Source organism: Paracoccus sp. MKU1 (genome assembly GCF_001447385.1).
Taxonomy (GTDB): Bacteria; Pseudomonadota; Alphaproteobacteria; order Rhodobacterales; family Rhodobacteraceae; genus Paracoccus.
Window position 1 is genome coordinate 83,808 of the sequence record NZ_LLWQ01000064.1, and the last position, 22,831, is coordinate 106,638.

24 protein-coding genes, 1 tRNA gene and 1 pseudogene are annotated in these 22,831 nt (G+C 68.1%); 15 read left to right on the plus strand and 11 right to left on the minus strand.

What is annotated here, in order from left to right; all coding sequences use genetic code 11:
- Positions 1-5: 5 nt before the first annotated feature.
- The 5 genes and pseudogenes from galE (at position 6) to AQY21_RS04015 (ending at position 6,373) form a co-directional block, all read left to right on the plus strand.
- Positions 6-1,004, plus strand: a complete 999-nt coding sequence (galE, locus tag AQY21_RS03995; protein ID WP_058096505.1) for a UDP-glucose 4-epimerase GalE — start codon at positions 6-8, stop codon at positions 1,002-1,004.
- A complete protein-coding gene (locus tag AQY21_RS04000) occupies positions 994-2,235 on the plus strand; it encodes a glycosyltransferase family 1 protein (RefSeq protein ID WP_058096506.1) in 1,242 nt (413 codons plus the stop codon). The genes galE and AQY21_RS04000 overlap by 11 nt, the downstream gene beginning before the upstream one ends.
- A 25-nt stretch (positions 2,236-2,260) precedes the next feature.
- Positions 2,261-3,285 (plus strand): annotated as a pseudogene (locus tag AQY21_RS04005) (glycosyltransferase family 2 protein).
- A complete protein-coding gene (locus AQY21_RS04010; protein WP_058096507.1) occupies positions 3,282-4,982 on the plus strand; it encodes a beta-1,6-N-acetylglucosaminyltransferase in 1,701 nt (566 codons plus the stop codon). The pseudogene AQY21_RS04005 and the gene AQY21_RS04010 overlap by 4 nt, the downstream one beginning before the upstream one ends.
- Positions 4,979-6,373, plus strand: coding sequence for a hypothetical protein (locus tag AQY21_RS04015; RefSeq protein WP_058096508.1), 1,395 nt, complete (start codon positions 4,979-4,981; stop codon positions 6,371-6,373). Before AQY21_RS04010 ends, AQY21_RS04015 begins: the two co-directional genes overlap by 4 nt.
- Here AQY21_RS04015 and AQY21_RS04020 read toward each other — a convergent pair.
- The 8 genes from AQY21_RS04020 to choX form a co-directional block, all read right to left on the minus strand.
- Positions 6,370-7,311, minus strand: a complete 942-nt coding sequence (locus tag AQY21_RS04020) for a DMT family transporter (protein WP_058096509.1) — start codon at positions 7,309-7,311, stop codon at positions 6,370-6,372. The genes AQY21_RS04015 and AQY21_RS04020 overlap by 4 nt on opposite strands.
- Positions 7,308-8,351 (minus strand): tRNA epoxyqueuosine(34) reductase QueG, encoded by a 1,044-nt coding sequence (gene queG / locus AQY21_RS04025; RefSeq protein ID WP_058096510.1) that lies wholly within the window; start codon positions 8,349-8,351, stop codon positions 7,308-7,310. Before queG ends, AQY21_RS04020 begins: the two co-directional genes overlap by 4 nt.
- Positions 8,332-9,021 (minus strand): glutathione S-transferase family protein, encoded by a 690-nt coding sequence (locus tag AQY21_RS04030; RefSeq protein ID WP_058096511.1) that lies wholly within the window; start codon positions 9,019-9,021, stop codon positions 8,332-8,334. The genes queG and AQY21_RS04030 overlap by 20 nt, the downstream gene beginning before the upstream one ends.
- An 87-nt stretch (positions 9,022-9,108) precedes the next feature.
- On the minus strand, positions 9,109-9,867 hold the full coding sequence (gene mtgA, locus AQY21_RS04035; RefSeq protein WP_082657972.1) for a monofunctional biosynthetic peptidoglycan transglycosylase: 759 nt from the start codon (positions 9,865-9,867) through the stop codon (positions 9,109-9,111).
- A gap of 39 nt (positions 9,868-9,906) precedes the next feature.
- Complete coding sequence (locus AQY21_RS04040) at positions 9,907-10,488, minus strand: DUF1269 domain-containing protein (protein ID WP_058096512.1); 582 nt, start codon at positions 10,486-10,488, stop codon at positions 9,907-9,909.
- 209 nt (positions 10,489-10,697) lie between these two features.
- Positions 10,698-11,123, minus strand: coding sequence for a PPC domain-containing DNA-binding protein (locus AQY21_RS04045; protein WP_058096513.1), 426 nt, complete (start codon positions 11,121-11,123; stop codon positions 10,698-10,700).
- On the minus strand, positions 11,124-12,620 hold the full coding sequence (betC, locus tag AQY21_RS04050; RefSeq protein WP_058096514.1) for a choline-sulfatase: 1,497 nt from the start codon (positions 12,618-12,620) through the stop codon (positions 11,124-11,126). It lies immediately after the preceding gene.
- Positions 12,621-13,556 (minus strand): choline ABC transporter substrate-binding protein, encoded by a 936-nt coding sequence (gene choX, locus AQY21_RS04055; protein ID WP_058096515.1) that lies wholly within the window; start codon positions 13,554-13,556, stop codon positions 12,621-12,623. It lies immediately after the preceding gene.
- Between the two features lie 174 nt (positions 13,557-13,730).
- On the opposite strand from choX, the gene AQY21_RS04060 reads away from it, so the two are divergent.
- Positions 13,731-13,806 (plus strand) — tRNA-Ile (locus AQY21_RS04060).
- Positions 13,807-13,875: 69 nt separating this feature from the next.
- Here AQY21_RS04060 and AQY21_RS04065 read toward each other — a convergent pair.
- Entirely contained in the window at positions 13,876-14,616 is a 741-nt protein-coding gene (locus AQY21_RS04065; RefSeq protein ID WP_058096516.1) for an N-formylglutamate amidohydrolase, read from the minus strand.
- 120 nt (positions 14,617-14,736) lie between these two features.
- On the opposite strand from AQY21_RS04065, the gene pyk reads away from it, so the two are divergent.
- The 8 genes from pyk to AQY21_RS04105 all read left to right on the plus strand — a co-directional run bounded on the left by pyk (position 14,737) and on the right by AQY21_RS04105 (position 21,181).
- Positions 14,737-16,182 carry a pyruvate kinase gene (gene pyk, locus AQY21_RS04070; RefSeq protein ID WP_058096517.1) on the plus strand — a complete coding sequence of 482 codons (1,446 nt, stop codon included), beginning with the start codon at positions 14,737-14,739 and terminating at the stop codon, positions 16,180-16,182.
- A gap of 40 nt (positions 16,183-16,222) precedes the next feature.
- Entirely contained in the window at positions 16,223-16,711 is a 489-nt protein-coding gene (locus AQY21_RS04075; protein ID WP_058096518.1) for a hypothetical protein, read from the plus strand.
- 108 nt (positions 16,712-16,819) lie between these two features.
- On the plus strand, positions 16,820-17,020 hold the full coding sequence (gene rpmI / locus AQY21_RS04080; RefSeq protein ID WP_028713369.1) for a 50S ribosomal protein L35: 201 nt from the start codon (positions 16,820-16,822) through the stop codon (positions 17,018-17,020).
- Between the two features lie 12 nt (positions 17,021-17,032).
- Entirely contained in the window at positions 17,033-17,392 is a 360-nt protein-coding gene (gene rplT / locus AQY21_RS04085) for a 50S ribosomal protein L20 (RefSeq protein ID WP_058096519.1), read from the plus strand.
- 216 nt (positions 17,393-17,608) lie between these two features.
- Positions 17,609-18,967, plus strand: coding sequence for a cytochrome P450 (locus tag AQY21_RS04090; protein ID WP_058096520.1), 1,359 nt, complete (start codon positions 17,609-17,611; stop codon positions 18,965-18,967).
- Between the two features lie 31 nt (positions 18,968-18,998).
- The gene (locus tag AQY21_RS04095) at positions 18,999-19,343 is read left to right on the plus strand and encodes an arsenate reductase family protein (protein ID WP_058096521.1); all 345 of its coding nucleotides are present in this window, start codon (positions 18,999-19,001) and stop codon (positions 19,341-19,343) included.
- A 61-nt stretch (positions 19,344-19,404) separates the two neighbouring features.
- Positions 19,405-20,487 carry a phenylalanine--tRNA ligase subunit alpha gene (gene pheS, locus AQY21_RS04100; protein WP_058096522.1) on the plus strand — a complete coding sequence of 361 codons (1,083 nt, stop codon included), beginning with the start codon at positions 19,405-19,407 and terminating at the stop codon, positions 20,485-20,487.
- A 94-nt stretch (positions 20,488-20,581) separates the two neighbouring features.
- Complete coding sequence (locus tag AQY21_RS04105) at positions 20,582-21,181, plus strand: hypothetical protein (protein WP_058096523.1); 600 nt, start codon at positions 20,582-20,584, stop codon at positions 21,179-21,181.
- Between the two features lie 295 nt (positions 21,182-21,476).
- Here AQY21_RS04105 and AQY21_RS04110 read toward each other — a convergent pair whose 3' ends face one another.
- A complete protein-coding gene (locus tag AQY21_RS04110; RefSeq protein WP_058096524.1) occupies positions 21,477-21,683 on the minus strand; it encodes a hypothetical protein in 207 nt (68 codons plus the stop codon).
- A gap of 151 nt (positions 21,684-21,834) precedes the next feature.
- Between AQY21_RS04110 and AQY21_RS04115 the strand changes: the two genes are divergently transcribed.
- Positions 21,835-22,317, plus strand: a complete 483-nt coding sequence (locus AQY21_RS04115) for a hypothetical protein (RefSeq protein WP_058096525.1) — start codon at positions 21,835-21,837, stop codon at positions 22,315-22,317.
- A 4-nt stretch (positions 22,318-22,321) separates the two neighbouring features.
- On the opposite strand, the gene AQY21_RS04120 is transcribed toward AQY21_RS04115, so the two are convergent.
- Complete coding sequence (locus tag AQY21_RS04120; protein ID WP_058096526.1) at positions 22,322-22,633, minus strand: TM2 domain-containing protein; 312 nt, start codon at positions 22,631-22,633, stop codon at positions 22,322-22,324.
- Positions 22,634-22,831 lie beyond the last annotated feature (198 nt).

Consider the following 22,831-nt stretch of genomic DNA (forward strand, 5'->3'; position numbering starts at 1 on the left):
GCGGCATGACGGACAAGGTTCTGGTGACCGGCGGCGCGGGCTATATCGGCTCGCACGCCTGCAAGGCATTGCGTGCGGCGGGTTTCGAACCCGTCACCTATGACAACCTGTGCACCGGCTGGCGGCAGGCGGTGAAGTTCGGCCCCTTCGAGCAGGGCGACCTGCTGGACCGGGCGCGGCTGGACGAGGTCTTCGCCCGCCACAAGCCCGTCGCGGTGATGCATTTCGCGGCGCTGAGCCAGGTGGGCGAGGCGATGCGCGAGCCGGGCAAGTATTGGCGCGGCAATGTCAGCGCCTCGCTGAGCCTGATCGAGGCGACGCTGGCGGCGGGGGTGAAGAACTTCGTGTTCAGCTCGACCTGCGCCACCTATGGCGACCATGACGGGGTGGTGCTGGACGAGACGACCGCCCAGACGCCGCTGAACGCCTATGGCGCCTCCAAGCGCGCGATCGAGGACATGCTGAAGGATTTCGGCGCCTCGGACGGGCTGAAATCGGTGATCTTCCGCTATTTCAACGTCGCGGGCGCCGACCCGGATGCCGAGGTGGGCGAGTTCCACCAGCCCGAGACGCATCTGATCCCGCTGATCCTCGATGCCATCGACGGCAAGCGCGCGGCGCTGACCATTCACGGCACCGATTATCCGACCCCGGACGGCACCTGCATCCGCGACTATGTGCATGTCATGGACCTGGTCGATGCGCATGTGCTGGGGCTGCAATATCTGCTCGACGGCAGGGTTGCCGAGGGCGGGCACGAGGTCTTCTGCCTGGGCACCGGCAACGGTTTCTCGGTGCGCGAGGTGATCGACCATTCCCGGCATGTCACCAACCGCCCGGTGCCGCTGACCGAGGGGCCACGCCGCGGCGGCGATGCGGTCAAGCTGGTCTCGGGCAGCGAGAAGGCGATCTCGGTGCTGGGCTGGAACCCGGCGCGCTCGACTCTGCCGCAGATGATCGGCGACGCCTGGCGCTGGCATCAGAACGGCGGATATGAGGCCTGATCCGGCGGTTCTGCTGGATGTATCGCGGCTGATCTCGCGGCTCGGCGGTGGCCCGGCAACGGGCATCGACCGGGTCGAGGCCGAATGGCTGGCACATCTGCAAGACCGACCGCACCTGCTGCTGTGCCGGGTGCGGCGCGGGCAGCTGCTGCTGCCGCCCCAGGCGGGGGCGGCGATCCTGCGCTGGCTGAGCGGGGCGCTGGACGACCTGCCGCCGCCTGATCTGCTGGACCGGCTGCGCGGGCGGCGCGCCCTGTCCGCGCGGGCCGAGGCTGCGTTGCGCCGCATGGCGCTGGCGCGCGCCGGACGCCAGGGGCGGGGCCTCGGCCCTGCCGCCCAGGCCCGTCTGGGAGCGGCGGCGGTCTACGTCAACGTCGGCCATGCCAATCTGCAAGCGGGCCTGCTGGGAAACCTGCGCCCTTTGCCGCAGGCGGTGCTGGTCCATGACACCATCCCGCTCGACCATCCGGAATTCACCCGGGCCGGCCAGGCAGGGAAGTTCCGCGCCCGCCTTGCCGCCGCGCTGGAACAGGCCGAGGTCATCCTGACCGTCTCTCAGGCCACCCGCGCCGACGTGCTGCGCTGGCGCGAGCGGCTGGGGCTGCCGGACCGGGCGCCCGTCTTGGCCGCGCCCATCGGCACAAGGCTGGCCGCGCCCGATCCCGCCGGGTTGCCGGCCGACCTGGACCTGTCGCATCCCTTCTTCGTCACCCTGGGCACCATCGAGCCGCGCAAGAACCATGCGCTGCTGCTGGACACCTGGCAGATCCTGGAGCGCCGGCCCGATCCGCCGCAGCTGTTCATCATCGGCCGCCGCGGCTGGGAGAATCGCGCGGTCTTTGCCCGTCTCGACCGGCTGCCGTCCGGCGGCGCGGTGCGCGAACTCCCGGACCTGGACGACGGCGCCGTGGCCGCGCTGATCGGTCGCAGCCACGGGTTGCTGATGCCCAGCCGGGCCGAGGGGTTCGGCCTGCCGCTGACCGAGGCGGCTGGGCGCGGCATCCCGGTGCTGGCCAGCCCCCTGCCGGCGGCGCGCGAGATGCTGGGCGATTACGCGACCTGGCTGTCGCCCGACGCCCCCGCCGATTGGGCGCAAGCGGTGGCGCGGCTGGCCGAAGCGCCGCCCCTGCGGCGGCCGGCGCTGCCGGTGCCGGATTGGGAGTCGCATTTCGGATTGTTCTACGCCGGGTTGAGCCGATCATTGCGCGATCAGACGGTTACGGCTATGTGACGCCCGTCAAAGGTAAAGAAGGCCCGTGTCGCGCCCGTTCAGGATCCTCCGGCGAAAACTGACGCTCCGCGCCCGCCGCCAATGGCTGCTGGGGCGAGCCATTCGCCGTCGCCGCCGGCTGCGTCCGGTCTGGGACCGCACCGCCTGCATCAGGCCGGGCGATATCCTGCTGTTCATGACCATGCGCAACGAGGCCGTGCGCCTGCCCTGGTTCCTGGACTACTACCGGACGATGGGCGTCCGGCATTTCCTGGTGGTGGATAACGGCTCGGAGGATGGCGGACGGGATTATCTGGGCCAGCAGCCGGATGTCTCGGTCTGGCTGACCCATGCCAGCTACAAGGATGCGCGTTTCGGCATGGACTGGCTGAACTGGCTGTTGCACCGCCATGGCGCCGGCCATTGGTGCCTGACGGTCGATCCCGACGAGTTCCTGATCTATCCGCATCACGATACGCGGCCCTTGCAGGCGCTGACCGACTGGCTGGACGCCAGCAACATTCGCTCGTTCTCGGCTATGCTGCTGGACATGTATCCCAGGGGCTCGCTGGTCGCAGAGCCCTATCGTGCCGGGCAGGACCCGTTCCGGATCGCCCGCTGGTTCGATCCGGCCAATTACGTCATCCGCAAGAACGGCGAATACGGCAATCTGTGGATCCAGGGCGGGCCGCGGCGCGGGTGTTCTTTGCCGAGGACCCCGAGAACGCCCCGGCGCTGAACAAGATCCCGCTGGTGCGCTGGCAGCGGGGCCAGGTCTATGTCAGTTCGACCCATATGCTGCTGCCGCGTTCGCTGAACCGGGTCTATGACGAGAATGGCGGCGAAAAGGCCTCGGGCTGCCTGCTGCACGCCAAGTTCCTGTCCACCTTCGTCGAGAAATCCGCCGAGGAACTGACCCGGCGCCAGCACTATGCCGACAGCCAGGAATATCTGGCCTATCACGCCGGGTTGCGGGACGATCCGGATTTCTGGTGCGAGCAGTCCTGCGAGTTGCAGGACTGGCGCCAGCTCGAGGATCTGGGCTTGATCTCCAAGGGGAACTGGGCATGAGCGATGCGCCGGTCCGGCTGGGCGTGGTCATGCTGTGCCACGACGACTTGCCGATCGCTGCCCGCATGGCGCGGGTCTGGGCCGAGGGCGGGGCTGCGGTTGCGGTCCATGTCGATGCCAAGGCGCCGGCGGAGGCGGTCGAGACCATGCGCGCCGGTCTTGCCGACCTGCCGCAGGTGCTGTTCAGCCCGCGCCATCCCTGCGAATGGGGCACCTTCAGCCTGGTGCGGGCCACGCAGGACGCGGCCGGCCTGCTGCTCGACCGGTTCGAGGATGTGACGCATGTGCTGGTCGTCTCGGGCGCCTGCCTGCCCCTGCGGCCGGTGCGGGACCTCTGCGCCTATCTCGCGGTGCACCCGGGGCGCGATTTCATCGAAAGCGTGACGGCCGAGGATGTCGGCTGGACCGTCGGCGGGCTGAACGAGGAGCGCTTCACCCTGCGCTTCCCGTTCTCGTTCCGGCGCCAGCGCAAGCTGTTCGACCGCTATGTCGCCTTGCAGCGCCGGCTGAAGGTCCGCCGCCGCATCCCGCAGGGGCTGGTGCCGCATCTGGGCTCGCAATGGTGGTGCCTGACGCGGGCCACGCTGCGCGCCATCCTGACCGATCCGCGGCGGACCGAGTTCGACCGCTATTTCAACCGCGTCTGGATCCCGGACGAGAGCTATTTCCAGACCCTCGCCCGACGCCATTCGAGGAATATCGAAAGCCGGTCGCTGACGCTGGCCAAGTTCGACGACCAGGGCAAGCCCTATATCTTCTACGACGATCATCTGGAGCTTTTGCAGCAGTCGCGCTGCTTCATCGCCCGCAAGATCTGGCGCGGCGCCGGGCGGCTCTACGCGCATTTCCCGCAGGGCGACCCTGCCGCCGCCTCGGTCGCCGAGCCGCGCCTGTCGCAGCTGGACCGCCTCCTCGGGCAGGCGGTGGCGCGCCGCCGGCTTGGCCGGCCCGGGCTCTACATGCAAAGCCGCTTTCCGCTGAAGGATCGCGAGAACGGCAAGACCTCGGCGCCCTATGCCGTGATGCAGGGCTTCACCGACCTGTTTCCCGGTTTCGAGCCCTGGCTGGCCAGCCGGATCGACGCCGATGTGCATGGCCATCTTTTTGCCCTGCATGGCGTCGAGTTCGCCGGCCGCCAGCCGATCGGGCCGGGGGCGCTGCCCGACAGCGCCGCGTTGCGCGACCTGGACCAGCGCGGCTTTCTGGCCAACCTGGTCCGCAGCGCCCGGCGGATGCAGGTCTGGCAGTTCAGCCCGCGCGACGCGCAGGACATGAACTGGTTCCTTGCCACCGATCCCAATGCCCGCATCTTCGTCGTCACCGGCGCCTGGGCGGTGCCGCTTCTGCATTCCGGCATGCCCTTCGACGACATCCGCCGCGTCGCCGTCATCCTGCAACGCGTCGAGTTGGCGCAGATGGAGGTGCTGAACTCGGTCTGGCTGAAGGCGCAAACCCAGATCTGGGACCTGGCCGATTTCTGCGCCCGGCCTTCGGCCGTGCTGGGCGGCATCCTGCGCCGGCTGGGCGGCGCGCCCGAGGCCGCGACCGACCTGCCGCCGATGCGCGACATTGCCGGCATGGGGCGGTTCCTGCAAAGGCTGCGCAATGCCGGGTTGCGGCCGCAGCTGATGGGCGATTTCCCCGCCACCGATCCCGACCCGCCGGCCGCCGCCGTCCAAGGAAGAACCGCGCCATGACCCAGCCTTTCCGCAGCTTCGTGATCTTCGCCGAGATGCGCACCGGCTCGAACCTGCTCGAGGCGACGCTGAACGGGGTCAAGCGCGTCACCTGCTTCGGCGAGGCGTTCAATCCCTACATGATGGGCTGGCCCGACAAGGACGAGCTCAAGGGCATCACCATGGCCGAGCGCGAGGCCGATCCGCACCGGCTGCTGGCGGCGATCTTCGACAAGCCGAACCATCTGCCGGGGTTTCGCTATTTCCACGACCACGACCCGCGCGTCTTCGACGCGATCATCGAGGATCGGTCCTGCGCCAAGATCGTCCTGACCCGCAACCCGGTCGACAGCTATGTCTCGACCGCGCTGGCGCGCGCCACCAACCAGTGGAAGCTGAACGAGACCGAGACGCCGATCCCCGCCGCCGTGCGCTTCGACGGTGCCGAGTTCCGCCAGGTGGTGGGCGAGGTCGAGGAATTCCAGCTTCGCGTCCTGCACCGCTTGCAGGTGACCGGCCAGGCCGCCTTCTGGCTGGGCTACGAGGATTTGCGCGATGCCGAGGTGATGACCGGCCTCTTGCACTGGCTGGGCCGCACCGATCTCAAGCGCGTCGAGCCGGCCAGCGACCAGGTGCCGCAGAACCCGCGCGAACTGTCCGAGAAGGTCGAGAATTTCGACGAGATGCAGGCGGAGCTGGCGCGGCTCGACGCGTTCATGCTGCGCAAGATCCCGAATTTCGAGCCGCGCAAGGGCCCGGCCGTGCCCTCGTTCCTGGGGGCCGAGGCGGGCAGGGGCCTGATCTTCATGCCGGTCAAGGGCGGGCCGACCGGCCCGGTCGGGGACTGGCTGCGGCGGATGGGCGAGGTCGCGGGCGATTTCAACCAGAACAGCCTGCGGCAATGGAAGCGTCAGCATGTCGGCCATCGCAGCTTCACCGTGCTGCGCCATCCGCTGCTGCGCGCCTGGGCCGCCTTCGAATCGCTGCTCGGCGGCCGCAATGCCGAGCTGCGCCAGTTGATGCGGCAGATCCATCGCGTGGCCCTGCCGCCGGATCCGGAGCTGGGCGCGCTGGAGCAGGGCCGCAAGGCCGAGCTGTTCGCGGCCTTCCTGGACTTCCTGCGCCGCAACCTGAACGGCCAGACCACGCTGCCGACCTATCCCGGCTGGGCCAGCCAGTCCGAGGTGCTGGCCGGCTTCTCGCGTTTCGGCGCCCCCGACATGCTGCTGCGCGAGGCGGACCTGCCGCGCGACCTGTCCTGGCTTGCCGCCAGTGCCGGGATCCGGGTGCCGGCGGATTTCCCGGACCCCGAGCCCTTCCCGGATTTCCTGAACGAGCAGGAGCTGCGCGGCGCGGCGAAAAAGGCCTATCTGCGCGACTACGTCGCCTTCGGCTTTGCCGGCCAGCCTTAACCCTGCGGGGTCATGGCCTTGCGCTGGCGATTGCGCTCCAGCCCCAGCTGCCGCTCGCGCCAGATGATCAGGATGCCGGCGGTGATGACCAGCGCCGCGCCGATCAGCATGACCAGGGTCGGCGCCTCGTCAAAGATGAACCAGCCGATCAGCAGCGCCAGCAGCATCGAGGCATATTCGAAGGGCGCCACCAGCGAGGCATCCGCATAGCGATAGGCCGAGGTCAGCAGGATCTGCCCCAGCCCACCCAGCAACCCGATGGTGACCAGCAGCGCCGCGGTCTCGGCATCGGGCATCACCCAGCCGAAAGGCACCGTCAGCAGCCCCAGCAGCGTCGAGGTGACCGAGAACCAGAACACGATGGCCGAGGTCCGCTCCTCCTGCACCAGCTTGCGCACGAAGATCTGCGCCAGCGCCGTGCAGGCGGCACCCGACAGGGTGACCATGGCCCCCAGGCTTTCCTTGTAGCCCATGTCGGCGCCGAAGCTCAGCCGCGGCGACAGCACGATGACCACGCCGACCAGTCCCAGCACCACCATGGACAGGCGGAACAGCCGCACGTCCTCGCCCAGGAACATGGCGGCGAAGATCACCGTCAGCAGCGGCGCGGCATAGCCGATGGCCGTGACCTCTGGGAATGGCAGCAGCGCCAGCGCCCAGAAGCCCAGCCCCATGGCGGCGGTGCCGATGATGCCGCGATAGAAATGCCCCATCGGGCGAAAGGTCTTCAGCCCGACGCCCAATTCGTGCCGGAATGCCAGCCAGACCAGGATCACCGGAATGGCGAACAGTGAGCGAAAGAAGACCTGCTGGCCCGGGGGCACGCCCAGGCCCCCCTGCGCGGTCGCCTTGACGATCGAGGCCATGATGGTGAACACCAGCACGCTGAGACATTTGAGCAGGATGCCGCGCAGCGGGCTCGGAGGCGTGTGGATCATGGCAATCGCTCGCATGCCCAATGCGCCGCATCGGCGACGCCCGGGTCGGGGTCATGCCGCAATGCTTCGGCCAGCGGGCGCAGATGTGCAAGTCCCGAATTGCCGATGGCGTAAAGCACATTGCGCACCATGCGGTCGCGGCCGATGCGCTTGATCGGGCTGCCCGAGAAACGCTCTCGGAACCCCGCATCGTCAAGCCGCGCCAGTTCGGCCAGCGCCGGCGCGCCATGGGGGCCGTGATAGCGCAGCTCGGTCGCCGCCTGCGCGAACTTGTTCCAGGGGCAGGCGGCAAGGCAGTCGTCGCAGCCATAGATGCGGTTGCCCAGCATCGGCCGCAGCTCGGGATCGACCGGCCCCTTGTGCTCGATGGTCAGGTAGGAGATGCAGCGCCGCGCGTCCAGCTGATAGGGTGCCGGAAAGGCCCCGGTCGGGCAGGCGTCGAGGCAGGCCCGGCACGAGCCGCAATGCGAATGCTCGGGCGCGTCCTTCGGCAGGTCCAGCGTGGTGAAGATCGCGCCCAGGAAGAACCAGCTGCCCAGTTCGCGCGACAGCAGGTTGGTGTGCTTGCCCTGCCAGCCCAGTCCGGCGGCCTGCGCCAGCGGCTTCTCCATAACCGGGGCGGTATCGACGAAAACCTTGATCTCGCAGCCGGTCAGCCCGACCAGCCAGCCGCCCAACCGCTTGAGCCGCTTCTTGACCAGATCGTGGTAATCCTTGCCTTGCGCATAGACGCTGACCGCGCCGCGATCCTTGTGATCCAGAACCGCCATCGGGTCTTGTTCGGGGGTATAAAGCTCGGCCAGCATGACGACCGAGCGCGCCTGGGGCCACAGGGTCGCGGGCGAGGTGCGCCAATGCGTCCGCTCGGCCAGCCAGCCCATCTGGCCGTGGCGGCCTTGTTCCAGGAACGCGGCCAGCCGCTCGGGCAGTTGCGGGTTCGCGTCGGGGGCGCAAATGCCAAGGGCCGAGAAACCCTCGGCCCGTGCCTGCTGTTCCAGCCGCGAACGGATCTCGGCGGGGTCAGAAATCCAGGAGCGCATAATGCGGCGCCGGGTGGACGCCCGGCAGATGGTCGGCCAGCAGGCTGCGGAAGGCGGGCCGCGACTTGATCTTGGCATACCATTCCTGAACCTCGGTCGAATAGGTCCAGTCCACGTCCGAGATGTAGTCGAGGCAGGACAGATGCGCGGCGGCGGTGAAATCGGCCAGCGTCATCACGTCGCCCGCCAGCCAGCGGCGATGCTCCAGCAGGCTTTTCATGTAGTCGAGATGATAGCGGATCGCCGAGAGCCCGGCCTTGACGGTGCGCGAATCCGGGTAGCCCAGGCGCATCACCTTTTTCCAGACCCGCTCGGTCATCACCGGCCGGGTCACTTCGGCGTTGAACTTGTCGTCGAACCAGGCGCAGAGGCGGCGGACCTCGTAACGCTCGGCCGGCAGCGCCGGCATCAGCGAGGGCTGGGGCTGGATCTCGTCCAGATATTCGCAGATCGCCTGGCTCTCGGCCAGGAGCCGCCCGTCCATGCGCAGGACCGGCAGCTTGCCGGCCGGATTGCGGCGCAGGATTTCCGAGCCCGGCTCCCAGAAGCGATCCTCGACCAGCTCGACCTCGATGCGCTTTTCGGCCAGCACCAGCCGGACCTTGCGGCAGAAGGGCGACAGGGCGACGTGGTAAAGGCGAATCGTGGAACTGGGCGAGGGAGTATTCATCAGGGGAAAAACCGGTTCGTTCTCGGGCTTCCGGTTGATACGCCCCGGGGCGCGCGGTTTCAACCGCCATGGCGGCCAAGGCGCGGATCAGCGCCCAAGCCTCAGGCAGGAATCGCGGCCATCCGCCCGGATCGTCTCGGCGCCGCTGACGATCGAGCGGGTGCGGGCCGAGCCGGTCTGCGGGTTGCGCGTGCGCGGCGCCGGCAGGATCGAGGCCAGCGCCGCGGATTGCCGCAGGCTCAGTTTGTCGGGCGTGGTCTTGAAGTAATGTTCCGAGGCCGCCTTGATGCCGAAGACGCCGCGGCCGAACTCGGCGATGTTCAGATAGACCTCGACGATGCGGCGCTTGGACCAAAGCGCCTCGATCATCGGGGTATAGGCGGTCTCCATCACCTTGCGCGGCCAGCTGCGCCCCTGCCACAGAAAGACGTTCTTGGCGGTCTGCTGGGTGATGGTCGAGGCGCCGCGCGACGAGCCCGAGGCGATGACCCGGCGGATCTCGACCATGTCGAAGCCCCAGTGGTTGCAGAAATTGGCGTCCTCGGCCGCGACCACGGCGCGCACCATATGCGGCGAGATCTCGTCCAGACCGACCCATTCGCGCGCAGCCCGGCCGGGAAATTCTCGCTGGCCCTGGATGATGGTCCAGGTGGTGGGCGGGTTGATGAAGGAAAACAGGAAGACCAGCACGAACATCAGCGCCAGGAACCGTGCCCCGATCCAGCGCAGCCAGGACCACAGCCACAGCGCCACGCGGCGCAGGGGCCGCCAGCGGCGCATGCCGCGGCGCGGGCGCGGCATCGGCGCCTCGGGGTTGTCGTCAAGGGTGTCCATGCGGTGGGGCATGGCGGCGTCCTGTCACGCCCATGCCCCTTGCGTCAAGCGTCAGGCCGAGCGAGAGGGCGCCGAATTGTCTGTCGCCGCGCCGCCCGAGGCGGGCCGGTCCACCTGCGGCATGCCGAGGGCCGAGCCCAGCTTGCCGCCGGCAAAGGCTTCGCGCAGGCGCTCCTCCTCGGTCTCGGGCAGCGAGCTCTGCATGACCCGGCCCTTGAGGTGGAAGCTTTCCAGCCGCGCCAGCACCTTGTCGGCGGTCATCTTGCGCACCAGGATGAACACGGCCGAGCCGCCGGGCGGGATGGACTGGCCCAGCTCGCGCATGAAATCGTCGTTGATGCCGATGTCGGACAGCGTGCCGGCGATGGCGCCGGCGCCCGCGCCCACCGCGGCACCGATCAGCGGGTTGAGGAAGATCAGCCCGACCAGCGTGCCCCAGAACCCGCCGCCAAGCGCCCCCGCCGTGGTCAGGTTCACGGCCTGGTGCAGCTGGATGTCGTCGGCCGAGGGACGGGTGACGACCACGGCGTCCTCGAGTTCGATCAGGTATTCCTTCTGCATCTTGACCAGTTCGGTGCGCAGCTCGAAGCCGGTCGCCTCGTCGTCGAAGGCGATGACAAGCAGGTCGGACATGGGGGATTCCTCTTGGCTGGTGACGAGGGGCAACGCCCGGCGGCGGGGCGGGTTCCCCGCTGCGACGCCTGGTCGCGGGGCTTCTGCCGGGGGTGCTGCCGCGCTGCGGCGCGGTCGGGGTTCCCTTCCTCGGTTGCGCCGGGGGCTGTCTGCCCCCGGACCCCCGAGGATATTTCGGCACGAAAGAAGCGGGCGGTCCCGTCGCGGGTCTATTCCTTGCCGGGGGCTGTCCGCACCACCAGTTCGTCATGGCCCGACAGCGGGCAGGGCGCCCGGCCGAAGGCCAGGTCGTCGAGGATCAGCACCACGATCTCGGCCGTGGTATAGACCCTTGAGCCGGGCAGCAGGTGGCCGCCGAAGGCGCGCCCCTCGCCATCGGCGATGGTCAGGTGCAGGTGCTGCCCCGCCGGGCTGATGGTGCCGGTCAGCGCGGTGATCTCGAAATGGCCGCGATATTCGCTGGCCTCGTCCCGGTTCGCGTGGCGGATCATGGCGCGGGTCAGGCTGCCGACGCAGGTGACCAGCGCCATGGCCTTTGCCCCGGTCCGGCGCTGCAAGTGCCGCAGGGCCGCCATCGGATCCTCGCCCGGCTTCAGGCGGAGCGCCGCGAATCGGCCCTGCGAGACCGCAGCCATTCACTCGCCCCGCGGGAAGCGCTTGGATTCCTCCAGCACGTTCAGGTCCATGTGGTTGCGCATGTAACGCTCGGAGGCCTGCATCAGCGGCTGGTGGTCCCAGGGGAAGTAGGCGCCGTTGCGCAATGCCTCATAGACCACCCAGCGCCGGGCCTGGCTTTCGCGCACCTCGGCGTCATAGGCCGCGAGGTCCCAGCGCTCGCCCGCCATGGCGCGCATCCGTTCCAGTACCCCGACCGCCGCCGGGTCGGCGGCGCGGTTCACCCGTTCGGCCGGGTCTTCGGCCAGATTGTAGAGCATTTCCGGATCTTCCGTGCAGGCGATGTATTTCCAGTCGCCGTCGCGCAGGCAGACCAGCGGCGCGATGCTGCCCTCGGCCGCATATTCCATCGCCACCGGGCTGCGCCCCTCGGCGCCATGCGCCAGCGAACGGCCGTCTGTCCAGGGCGCGATCTCGGCCATCGAGATGCCCGCGAGGTCGCAGATCGTCGGCAACACGTCGATGGTCGAGACCGGAATGTCCACGCGGCCCGGTGCCATGCCCGGCGCCGCGATCATCAAGGGCACCCGCGCCGAGCCCTCGAAGAAGCTCATCTTGAACCACATGCCGCGGCTGCCCAGCATCTCGCCATGGTCGGACAGGAAGACCACGATCGCCTCCTGCCGGGTGCGCTCCATCACGTCCAGCAACTCGCCCAGCTTGTCGTCGATATAGGAGATGTTGGCGAAATAGCCCTGGCGGGCGCGGCGGACATGCTCGGGCGTGACCTCGAGCCCGCGCCAGTCGCTGGCATCCATCAGCCGCTGCGAATGCGGGTCCATCCGCTCGTAGGGGATCGCCTCGGGCGGCTCCAGCTCGGGGATGCCTTCGTAGAGGTCCCAATATTTGCGCCGGGCCACGAAAGGGTCGTGCGGATGGGTGAAGCTGACCGTCAGGCACCAGGGCCGGTCGTCCGCGCCGCGCGCCAGGTCGTAAAGCTTGCGGGTGGCGTTATAGGCGACCTCGTCGTCGTATTCGTATTGGTTGGTGATCTCGGCCACGCCGGCGCCGGTGACCGAGCCGAGGTTGTGATACCACCAGTCGATGCGCTCTCCCGGCTTGCGGTAATCCGGGGTCCAGCCGAAATCGGCCGGGTAGATGTCGGTGGTCAGCCGTTGCTCGAAACCGTGCAACTGGTCGGGGCCGACGAAATGCATCTTGCCCGACAGGCAGGTGTGATAGCCCGCCCGGCGCAGGTGATGGGCATAGGTCGGGATGTCCGAGCAGAACTCGGCCGCATTGTCATAGACCCGGGTGCGGCGCGGCAATTGCCCGGACATGAAGCTGGCCCGCCCCGGCGCGCAAAGCGGGCTGCCGGTATAGGCATTGGCATAGCGGGTCGAGCGTTCGGCCAGCTTGCGCAGATGCGGCACATGCAGGAAATCGGCCGGGCCGTCGGGGAACAGCACCCCCGACAGCTGGTCGGCCATCACGATCAGGATGTTGGGTCGTTTCAATTACTTCACCGATGCCATGACTGCTTCCGCGCCCGGTTTTCCATCCAGCGTGGTCACGCCGTCAAGCCATGTCGCCACCGTATCCGGGTTTTCGGCGATCCACCCCTTGGCGGCTTCGGTCGCGTCCATGCCCTCGTCCAGGATCTTGCCCATCAGCAGGTTTTCCATGTCCACGGTGAAGACCAGCTGGCCGAACAGCTTCGCCGCGTTGGGGCAGGCGGCGACCCATTCCTTGCGGGCCAGCGTGTGCACGGTGGCGCCGCCGTAATCCGGACCGAACTCCACATCGCCGCCGGACAGGTAGGTGATGTCCAGCTTGACGTTCATCGGATGCGGCGCCCAGGCCAGGAAGACCGAGGGCACGCCTGCCGCATCGTTGCGCTGCACCTGTGCCAGCATGCCCTGTTCGCTCGATTCGACCAGTTCCCAGTCGCCGAGGCCGAACTTGTCCGCCTCGATCATGCCCTGGATGGTCTGGTTGGCGGGGGCGCCGGGCTCGATGCCGTAGATCTTGCTTTGGAAAGCGTCCTTCTGGGCGTCGAGATCGGCGAAGTCCTTGACGCCCAGATCCGCGGCCGCGTCGGTGACGGCCAGGGTGAACTTGGCGCCTTCCAGGTTCTGCACCAGTTCCTCGGTTTTGCCTGAGGCGTCGAGATCGTCGCGGAACTTTTGTTGCGCTGGCATCCAGTTGCCCAGGAAGACATCGGTATCGCCGTTCTTGAGCGCCTCGTAGCCGACCGGCACCGACAGGGTGCTGATCTGGGGCGTGTAGCCCAGGCCCCGCAGCACCGCCGAGGCGACGCCGTTCGTCGCGGTGATGTCGGTCCATCCGGGATCCGAAAAGCGGACGGTGCCGCAACTGGCGGGATCGTTCGCCAGCGCGGGCGCGGCGGCGAGGGCAAGGGCGAGGGGTGACAGCAGGGCGGTTCTGGACATGATCGGACCTCCGGTTTCGTGCCGCGTCGTGTCACGGCTTCATGCGCCATCAGCCCACAGGCGGGATGCGGGATCAAGAGCCGATGCCGGGTCGCCCGCCGGGGATTTTCCGGGATCGGCGGCGATCTCGTCCTTGACGAAGCGGGCCGGGTCGATCAATGGTGACGCCGTTCGGGGCCTGTAGCTCAATGGTCAGAGCAGGGCGCTCATAACGCCTTGGTTGGGGGTTCGAGTCCCTCCGGGCCTACCACCCCTCCTGATTCCCCGCGGCCGGTCATGTGTCTGCGAAGCAAGATGCCCAGCCGCTGATGCAGCCCTCTCAGACGCCGTGCCGTTCCAAGAAACCTTCCAACACCGCGGCCAGGCGATCGGCCCAGAGGCGCTGGCCGGCTTCGTCCGCGATCAGATCGTTCCTGACCTCGATCAGCAGGTTCGGTCGGCCATGCGCCAACGCGTGGCGGTCGATGGAATCGCCGTCCAGATGGCCGGAATAGGGCTCGTTTTCGCCGGTGATCCAGCCGAGGTCGCGGCATTCACGCACCAAGGCCGGACCCAGCCGCTTGTCGCGATGCGAATAGAGCACCCCCACCGCCCAGGGCCGGCGCGGGCGGCCGCGCAACTGCCGGGTGAAGCTGTGGATCGCGCAGATCGCCCGGCGCGGATGCGCCGCCGCCAGCCGGGCATAGGCCGCGTGATAGGGGCGGTAAAGCCGGTCGAGCCGCCGCTCGCGCTCGGCCGCGTCGATATGGCGGTTGGCGGGAATCACCGTGCCGTCATAGATGCGCATCACCAGCGTCGGGTCGTCCTCACCCCGGTTCGGGTCGATCACCAGGCGCGAGAAATCCGACAGGATCGCCGGCGCATCCAGCCGCTCGGCCAGCGCCCGGGTCAGCCCGGCGGCGCCGACGTCATAAGCGATATGGCGGGCCATGTCCTTGGGCGCGATGCCCAGCTCGCCGCCGCCGATCCAGTCCGGCACGCGGTTCGTCGCATGGTCGCAGGTGACCAGCCAGCGCGAGGGCCGGTCCTCTCCGATGGTTGAATAGGGCTTTGCCGTCATCTGTCCGTCGCCTTTCGGCAGCAAGCTTTAGGCAATCGCAAGGCCAAGCACCAGTTGCCGCGGGCCCTCCGATAGGCCATAACAGCGGCGACGATAGCGCAAACATGCACGGAGAGACGGATGAGACGGCATCGCAAGGTCAAGATCGTGGCAACCCTGGGTCCGGCATCCAGCGATTTCGCCACCATCCGGGCCCTTTTCGAGGCCGGCGCGGACGTGTTTCGCCTGAACATGAGCCACGGCACCCATGAGGAGCAGCGCGCGCGCTATGACATCATCCGCCGCGTCGAGGCCGAATCAGGCCGCCCCATCGCCGTGCTGGCCGATCTGCAAGGGCCGAAGCTGCGCGTCGGCACCTTCGCCCAGGGGCCGCATGATCTGGCGGACGGGCAGGCCTTCCGCTTCGATCTGGACCCGGCGCCCGGCGATGCCAGCCGCGTGCAATTGCCGCATCCCGAGATCTTTGCCGCGCTGGAGCCCGGCGCCGAGCTTCTGGTCAATGACGGCAAGATCCGCCTGCGGGTCGAGGCCTGCGGCGCCGATTTCGCCGATTGCGTGGTGACGGCGGGGGGAGCGATCTCGAACCGCAAGGGGGTGAACGTGCCCGACGTGGTGCTGCCTCTGGCGGCGCTGTCGGACAAGGATCGCGACGACCTGGAATTCGCCTGCGGGCTGGGGGTGGACTGGCTGGCGCTGTCCTTCGTGCAGCGCCCCGAGGACGTGATCGAGGCGCGCGAACTGGCCAAGGGCCGCGCCGCCATCCTGTCCAAGATCGAGAAACCCGCCGCCGTGCGGGCGTTTTCCGAGATCCTCAAGGTCTCGGACGGGATCATGGTGGCGCGGGGCGATCTGGGCGTGGAGCTGCCGGTGCATTCGGTGCCGCCGATCCAGAAGCGGCTGGTGCGCGCCTGCCGCGCGGCCGCCAAGCCGGTGATCGTCGCCACCCAGATGCTGGAATCGATGATCGAAAGCCCGATGCCGACCCGCGCCGAGGTCTCGGACGTGGCCACCGCCATCTACGAGGGTGCCGATGCGGTGATGCTCTCGGCCGAAAGCGCCGCCGGCGCCTATCCGGTCGAGGCGGTCGCCACCATGGACAACGTCGCCCGCTCGGTCGAAAGCGATCCGACCTATCGCGACATCATCGAAAGCTCGCGCAGCGCCAGGCGCCAGACCGTGGCCGACGCCATCGTCGCCGCGGCGCGCGAGATTGCCGAGACCACCGACATTTCCTGCATCTGCGCCTTTACCCAGTCCGGCACCACCGCCAGCCTGACGGCGCGGGAACGGCCGCGGGTGCCGATCGTCGCCATGTCCTCGGAACAGGGCACGCTGCGCCGGCTGTGCCTGACCTGGGGCACGCATTGCGTCAAGACGCCGTCGCTGGAACGCTTCAAGCAGGCGGTGGTGAACGCGGCCAAGGCGGCGCGGGATTTCGGCTTTGCCGACGAATCGAACCAGATCGTCGTGATGGCCGGCGTGCCCTTCAACGTGCCGGGCACCACCAACATCCTGCGCATCGCGCCCTGCGACGAGCGCTTGATCTATCGCACCGATCCGGAATAAGGCGCGGGTTCAAAGAGATCCGCAACGGAAAGGTGATCCGATGATCGACATCCTGCTGCTGGCCGGCGTGGCGCTTTGCGTCCTCTCGGTCCTTCTGGCCATCGTTTCGGTGGCGCGCACGCAGGCCCCCCGAGGTGCCGCCATCCTGCTGGTGCTGGGCATCGTGCTGCTGCTCGTGGGCGGTTGGCGCGATCAGCGGCCCTTCGGCCTCCAGTCGCTGGAGGAAAGCTGGCAGCGGCTGGTGAATGGCGAGGTGACGATGGGCACCGATCCGGTCACCGCGCCGGCACCGGAGGCCCCGGTCGAGACCCCGGTGGCGCAAGCCCCGGCTGAGACCCCCGCCGCCGAGACCCCCGCAACCGAGACCCCCGCAACCGAGACCCCGGCCGCCGAGCCCGCGCCGGAAGCCGGCGCAGACGAGGCCGAGGTGCTTGCGACCGAAGCCCCCGCGGTCGAGGCGCCTGCTGCCGATGCTCCGGCGGCGGATGCGGCCGAGGATGGGGCGGAGGCTCCGGCCCAGGGCCAATAAGCCTTGCCAATCCGTGCGTGCCCGCTTATAGGGCACGCTTCCACCCGCGCGGCCGGCCGAGATGGCATTGCCGAGTCACGCGTTCACTCTGACCGCAAGGAGAGTAAAATGCCGAAGATGAAGACCAAATCGGCCGCCAAGAAGCGGTTCTCGATGACGGCCACGGGCAAGGTCAAGGCCGGCCCGGCCGGCAAGCGCCACGGCATGATCAAGCGCTCGACGAAATTCATCCGCGATGTGACCGGGACCATGGTCCTGTCCGATGCGGACGCGAAGATCGTCAAGAAATACATGCCCTACAACCGCTAAGGAGAACCGGACATGGCACGAGTCAAATCGGGTAAGATCACCCACGCCCGCCACAAGAAGGTTCTTGACGCGGCGAAAGGCTATTACGGCAACCGGTCGCGCAACTTCCGCACCGCGACCCAGGCCGTCGACAAGGCCAATCAATACGCGACCCGCGACCGCAAGACGCGCAAGCGCAACTTCCGCGCGCTGTGGATCCAGCGCATCAACGCCGCCGTGCGCGCCGTCGATGCCGAGATGACCTATTCGCGCTTCATCGCTGCGCTGGCAAAAGCCGGCATCGAGGTGGACCGCAAGGTTCTGGCCGATCTGGCCGTCCACGAGCCCGAGGCCTTTGCTGCTGTCGTGGCCCAGGCGAAAGCCGCCGTCTGATTTCGGGCGAAAGGCTGGGATGAGTGAGACCCGCGTCGCGAGGCGCGGGTTTTTTCATGGCCGGACCTTGCGGCGTGGGGCAGGGGGCTCTGCCCCCACGCCGGACCGGCCCCTCGACGGGGCCGGTCCGGCGTTCCCCCGGGATATTTGGGCACGAAAGAAGCCCGCTGGCGGGTGCGGCGGGAACTTCGGTCGGTCTGGCGGGTTTTGGCGCCGATGCCTCCGGATCGCCCGCCCCGTTATCCCGCCCACGTGCCCCTGCATCGCAAGCCGATGGGGGTGATCGCCAGCGCCATGACGGCGCGGCGCAATGTGCTGGAACTGATCCCCGAGATCGCCACCCGCCAGCCCATGGTCTCGGGCAGGACCGGCAAGCGCTGGCACATGGTCATGGACCCCGAGGCGCTGCGCCGAGTGCTCAAGGACCGGGTGGAGGATTATCCGAAATCCTTCGTCACCCGGCTGATCCTGGAGCCCGCCATCGGCAGTTCCATGTTCGTCGCCGAGGGGGCGCATTGGCGCTGGCAGCGCCTGGCCGCCGCGCCGGCCTTTGCACAGCGCCATGTCGAGGCGCTGGCCCCGGTGATGACCGCCGCCGCCGAGGCTTCGGTCCGGCGGCTGGCAGCGGCCAGGGGGCCGGTCGATGTCTTTGCCGAGACGGTGGCGGCGACCTTCGAGGTGATCTCGGACGTGACCTTTTCCGGCGACGAGGGTTTCGACCGCGACGCGGTGCATCAGGCCATCGACGCCTATATCGCCGGCGCGGCGCGGATCTCGGTGCTGGACATCCTGGGCCTGCCCGGCTGGATTCCGCGGCCGGGGCGGCTGTTTTCCGGCGGCGACCTGCGGCGGATGAAGCGCGTCGCCGACGAGGCGATCCAGGCCCGCGCGCGTTCCGGCCCGCGCCCGGTGCCGGACCTGCTTGACCTCTTGCGCGCCGGCGAGGACCCCGAGACCCATCGCCGCATGACCCCGGCAGAGCTGCGCGACAACCTGCTGACCTTCATCGTCGCCGGGCATGAGACGACGGCGCTGACGCTGGCCTGGGCGCTTTACCTGCTGGCCTTTGACGCGCAGGTCCAGCACCGCGCCGCCATCGAGGCGGACACGGTGCTGGGTGGTCGCGCCGCGGCCGCCGCCGATCTGCCGCGCTTGACCTATATCCGGCAGGTGGTCGAGGAGGCATTGCGCCTTTACCCGCCCGCGGCCTTCCTGTCGCGCACCGCCCGCATCCACGACACGCTCGGCGGGCGCGAGGTTCGGCCGGGCGACACCATCATGCTGCCGATCTATGCGCTGCATCGCCACCACATGCTCTGGGAGGATCCCGACCGCTTCGACCCCGAGCGTTTCGCCCCCGGCGTGACTCGCGACCGCTTCGCCTTCCTTCCTTTCGGTGCCGGCCCCCGCATCTGCATCGGTGCCAGCTTCGCCTTGCAGGAGGCGGTGATCATCCTGGCCACGCTGGTGTCGCGCCTGCGCTTCGAGCTGACCGGGCGCCAGCCGCAGCCGCGCATGATCCTGACGCTGCGCCCGCATGGCGGGGTGTGGTTGAAGGTCGCGGAACGCTCTTGAAAGCCCACGCCGGCCGCGCCAAAGTCGCGCCATGATCACCATCTATCACAAACCGACCTGCTCGACCTCGCGCAAGGTCTTGCAGATGATCCGCGATGCCGGGCACGAGCCCGAGATCGTCGATTATGCCCGCGAGGGCTGGACCCGCGCCCAGCTTCTGGGCCTGTTCGCAGCCGCCGATGTCACGCCGCGCCAGGCGTTGCGCGCCAAGGGCACCGATGCCGAGGCGCGCGGCCTGCTGGATGCCAGCGACGCGGACATTCTTGCCGCCATGGTCGAGAACCCGCTGCTGGTCGAGCGGCCCTTCGTCTGCGGTCCCGGCGGCGTGCGGCTGTGCCGGCCGGCGGAACAGGTGGCGGAAACCTTCGCCCGCTGAGGCTTTTCCCTGCGGCGCCCGCGTGCTAATCGGCGCGGGCAAACCGCAAGGAAAGCCCGCCATGTCCGATCTTTCGACCCTTCGCCAGTCCTATCTCGACCGCATCTCGACCGCTGCCGATGGCGACGCGCTGGAGCAGGTGCGCCTGGCCGCCCTTGGCAAGAAGGGCGAGATCAGCGGCATGATGAAGGAACTGGGCCGGATGACGCCCGAGGAGCGCCAGACCACCGGCGCTGCCCTCAACCGCCTGAAGGACGAGATCGACGCGGCGTTGCGCGCCCGCAAGCAGGGGCTCGAGGATGCGGCGCTGGATGCGCGACTCAAGGAGGAATGGCTGGACGTGACCCTGCCCGGCCGGCCGCGGCCGCAAGGCACGATCCACCCGATCAGCCAGGTGACCGAGGAGGTCACCGCGATCTTTGCCGACATGGGTTTCCGCGTCGCCGAGGGGCCGCAGATCGAAAGCGACTGGTTCAATTTCGACGCGCTGAACATCCCGCCCGAGCATCCCGCCCGGCAGGAGCATGACACCTTCTTCATGGCGCGCGCGGCGGACGACCCGCGCCCGCCGCATGTGCTGCGCACCCATACCTCGCCGGTGCAGATCCGCGCCATGCAGGCGACAGGCGCGCCGATCCGGGTGATCTGCCCGGGCCGGGTCTACCGCATGGACATGGACCAGACCCATACGCCGATGTTCCACCAGGTCGAGGGGCTGGCGCTCGGCCGCGACATCTCGATGGCGAACCTGAAATGGACGCTGGAGGAGTTCTGCCGCGCCTTCTTCGAGGTGGACGAGGTCGAGCTGCGGTTCCGCGCCTCGCATTTCCCCTTCACCGAGCCCTCGGCCGAGGTCGATATCCGCTGCTCGTGGGAGGGCGGCAAGCTGACCATCGGCCAGGGCGAAAGCTGGCTGGAGATCCTGGGCTCGGGCATGGTGCATCCCAAGGTGCTGGCGGCGGGCGGCATCGACCCCGAGGCATGGCAGGGCTTCGCCTTCGGCATGGGCATCGACCGCATCGCCATGCTGAAATACGGCATTCCCGACTTGCGGGCGTTCTTCGAGAGCGACCTGCGCTGGCTGCGGCATTACGGCTTCGCAGCGGGGGATGTGCCAAGCGTGGCGGGTGGGTTGTCGCGATAGGCTGAGGGGGATCCTTCAAGTTTGAGGCGTTAACTTGAACGGTTGGCGCCTCCGTGTTGCGATCAGCGGACCTTGACTGGTTCGCAGGTGCATCATGAAACGGCCTGGCATCGCTATTCCCGTTCTGGCAGTTTTCTCGCTGCTCTCAGCTTCGCAAGCCCTTGCTTGGCAATTCGAGAATATCAACGGTTCCGGTGCCGGCACGATCAGGGCTTGCGCCGCGACCCATGAATTCCGCAATGCCTGGATCACCTTGCGGGTCTATGGCGACGAACTGGATATCGTTTATCACCATGAGGATTTCGCCTTTCCCTGGGGCCAGTTGCTGGGTCCGGTGCTGATCAATATCGATGGCGTTCCATTTTTCGGCGTGGCCGGGTCGAACAGCCGGCGCGCCGGCGATCTCCTTCCCACCGCATCGACCATGATGATTTTGCCGAAACCCGAGGAATATGGTGCCTTGTTCAGCGGCATGAAAAACGGCCGCGAAATACGCATCATCTTTCCCAATGGCGATGTGTATCCGGTGCCGCTGCAAGGAAGTGCCCGGGCGCTGCAGATGGTTTCCGAATGCTGGCGCATCAAGGAGACGGGGCCGAACGGCCGCAACCCTTTCGCAACGCCGGCGCCGAGCATTCCTTTCGAACGGCCGGCCGAGCAACCCGCCAGCAATCCGTTCGAACAGCCCACCTGACAGCGCGCCAACCCTTCCGTTGGCACGACGGACACTCCCGCCCGCCGGCCAAGGCGGAGGTTTTGCCCCACCTCGGGCGGGCGCTGCCCTTGATCCGGCAGCGGAACGGTCACGCCAGGCGGCCCCGAAGCAAGCACCATCGCCCGACGCAACGCCGATGCCGCTTCGGTCCCGCAATACCCGTGTTTGCCGCGGTCCCGGCCCGTCACGCGCCCGGCATGGTCACGCCTGCATCCGGCTCCGCGCGCGACAGCTCCGCCGGCCATGCCCGCCCCGCGGCCCCGTTGCCCTTTGCTCACCACCACCGCCAAGCCGCATAAACCCACAGCCCCATCATCACCGTGGCGCCGCCCATCACCAGCACCCAGGGCTCGCCCGCGCTCATGCTCATCGCCAGCAGCACGCCCCACAGCGCCACGATGATCAGCCGCCCCTGCCGCGAATCGCGCGCCAGATGCCACAGCCACAGCGCCGTCCCGCAGATCGCCGATACGCCCAGCACCGTCTGCCGCCCTCCGTTCCCGCATCGCCCGCAGGCTGCACCGCAGCCCGACCGCGGCACCCCACGCCCCTGTCAGATGACAGCCCCGCCGCGCGCCGCTATCTTGCGCCCGACCGCGAGTCTTCCGTCACGCCAGCAGCAAAGGGCCAGCATGTCGAACCCCACCACGCTCACCGCCTATGCCTCGGCCTTCATGGCCTCGATCAGCCTGTTCGGCCTTGTCGATGCCGGACGGGTGACCAAGGGGGCGACCGTCGCCTCGGCCATCACCCAAGCCTATCTGCTGCCGGTGCTCGGCATCGCCGCGGCGACCTTCCTGGCGGTGACGGTCATCACGCTGTCTCGCGGTTACCTGACCCGCCCGTATCGCTGGAACGATGAGCGGACCGAGCGCGCCGTGCTCGAGGTAGGGCTGGCCGCCGCCTGCTATTTCGGCGTGCTGGCGCTGATCGGCTATTTCCTGGCGTTGATGGCGCCGGGCTGGATCAGCGGCGCCGCACCGGGGCTGGCGCGGCACTGGCCGTGGTTCCTCGCCGCACCCTGCCTGGGCTTCGGCATTCTCGGCCACAGGCACAAGCCGGCATGGCTGGCGGCGACGGCGGTTTTCGTCACCCTGGGCCTGTTCACCGGCTGAAGGCTCAGCGCAGGCCCGAGCCCAGCCGCCGGCGGATCTCGTCCTTGTCGTCCTGGATCATGCCGGGGATCAGGAACAGGTCGATCAGCGCCCAGAGGCAGACCAACCCGACCAGCGGCCAGCCGATCAGGATTGGCGCCGTCAGCCAGCCCAGGCCCCACAGCGCCAGCATGACAAGCCCGCTGGCCCAGCGGCCCAGATACATCCGATGCGCGCCGAAGCCCCAGAGCAGAATCGCCAGCAAGTAGGCCACCAGCGGCGATTTCGCGTCATTTGCGACCCTCTGTTCGATCAGCAGTTCCCGTTGCGTGTCCATCGGTCCTTCCATGTTAATGCCATTCACATATAGGTCGAAGCGGCGCCGGGACAAGGGCTTGCCGGCGGACGGAGGAGGTCCGTCGCGCCGCGATCCTCGGCGAATGCCGGCAAATCCGCATCCGGGCGGCACCACCCTACCAATCCGCCGCGCCATGCGCTAAGGGACGCGCAAACCGACGCCCGAACCCGCGGAGCC

What these genes read in the sequence shown, in the direction of transcription:
- AQY21_RS04040 (WP_058096512.1), bottom strand. Translation starts at nt 10,488, where the DNA reads ATGTCCGACCTGCTTGTCATCGCCTTCGACGACGAGGCGACCGGCTTC.
- AQY21_RS04020 (WP_058096509.1), bottom strand. Translation starts at nt 7,311, where the DNA reads ATGATCCACACGCCTCCGAGCCCGCTGCGCGGCATCCTGCTCAAATGT.
- galE (WP_058096505.1), top strand. Translation starts at nt 6, where the DNA reads ATGACGGACAAGGTTCTGGTGACCGGCGGCGCGGGCTATATCGGCTCG.
- choX (WP_058096515.1), bottom strand. Translation starts at nt 13,556, where the DNA reads ATGTCCAGAACCGCCCTGCTGTCACCCCTCGCCCTTGCCCTCGCCGCC.
- AQY21_RS04065 (WP_058096516.1), bottom strand. Translation starts at nt 14,616, where the DNA reads ATGACGGCAAAGCCCTATTCAACCATCGGAGAGGACCGGCCCTCGCGC.
- rplT (WP_058096519.1), top strand. Translation starts at nt 17,033, where the DNA reads ATGGCACGAGTCAAATCGGGTAAGATCACCCACGCCCGCCACAAGAAG.
- AQY21_RS04095 (WP_058096521.1), top strand. Translation starts at nt 18,999, where the DNA reads ATGATCACCATCTATCACAAACCGACCTGCTCGACCTCGCGCAAGGTC.
- mtgA (WP_082657972.1), bottom strand. Translation starts at nt 9,867, where the DNA reads ATGCCCCACCGCATGGACACCCTTGACGACAACCCCGAGGCGCCGATG.
- rpmI (WP_028713369.1), top strand. Translation starts at nt 16,820, where the DNA reads ATGCCGAAGATGAAGACCAAATCGGCCGCCAAGAAGCGGTTCTCGATG.
- AQY21_RS04045 (WP_058096513.1), bottom strand. Translation starts at nt 11,123, where the DNA reads ATGGCTGCGGTCTCGCAGGGCCGATTCGCGGCGCTCCGCCTGAAGCCG.
- AQY21_RS04010 (WP_058096507.1), top strand. Translation starts at nt 3,282, where the DNA reads ATGAGCGATGCGCCGGTCCGGCTGGGCGTGGTCATGCTGTGCCACGAC.
- AQY21_RS04000 (WP_058096506.1), top strand. Translation starts at nt 994, where the DNA reads ATGAGGCCTGATCCGGCGGTTCTGCTGGATGTATCGCGGCTGATCTCG.
- pheS (WP_058096522.1), top strand. Translation starts at nt 19,405, where the DNA reads ATGTCCGATCTTTCGACCCTTCGCCAGTCCTATCTCGACCGCATCTCG.
- pyk (WP_058096517.1), top strand. Translation starts at nt 14,737, where the DNA reads ATGAGACGGCATCGCAAGGTCAAGATCGTGGCAACCCTGGGTCCGGCA.
- AQY21_RS04105 (WP_058096523.1), top strand. Translation starts at nt 20,582, where the DNA reads ATGAAACGGCCTGGCATCGCTATTCCCGTTCTGGCAGTTTTCTCGCTG.
- queG (WP_058096510.1), bottom strand. Translation starts at nt 8,351, where the DNA reads ATGCGCTCCTGGATTTCTGACCCCGCCGAGATCCGTTCGCGGCTGGAA.
- AQY21_RS04075 (WP_058096518.1), top strand. Translation starts at nt 16,223, where the DNA reads ATGATCGACATCCTGCTGCTGGCCGGCGTGGCGCTTTGCGTCCTCTCG.
- AQY21_RS04015 (WP_058096508.1), top strand. Translation starts at nt 4,979, where the DNA reads ATGACCCAGCCTTTCCGCAGCTTCGTGATCTTCGCCGAGATGCGCACC.
- AQY21_RS04120 (WP_058096526.1), bottom strand. Translation starts at nt 22,633, where the DNA reads ATGGACACGCAACGGGAACTGCTGATCGAACAGAGGGTCGCAAATGAC.
- AQY21_RS04090 (WP_058096520.1), top strand. Translation starts at nt 17,609, where the DNA reads ATGCCTCCGGATCGCCCGCCCCGTTATCCCGCCCACGTGCCCCTGCAT.
- AQY21_RS04030 (WP_058096511.1), bottom strand. Translation starts at nt 9,021, where the DNA reads ATGAATACTCCCTCGCCCAGTTCCACGATTCGCCTTTACCACGTCGCC.
- AQY21_RS04115 (WP_058096525.1), top strand. Translation starts at nt 21,835, where the DNA reads ATGTCGAACCCCACCACGCTCACCGCCTATGCCTCGGCCTTCATGGCC.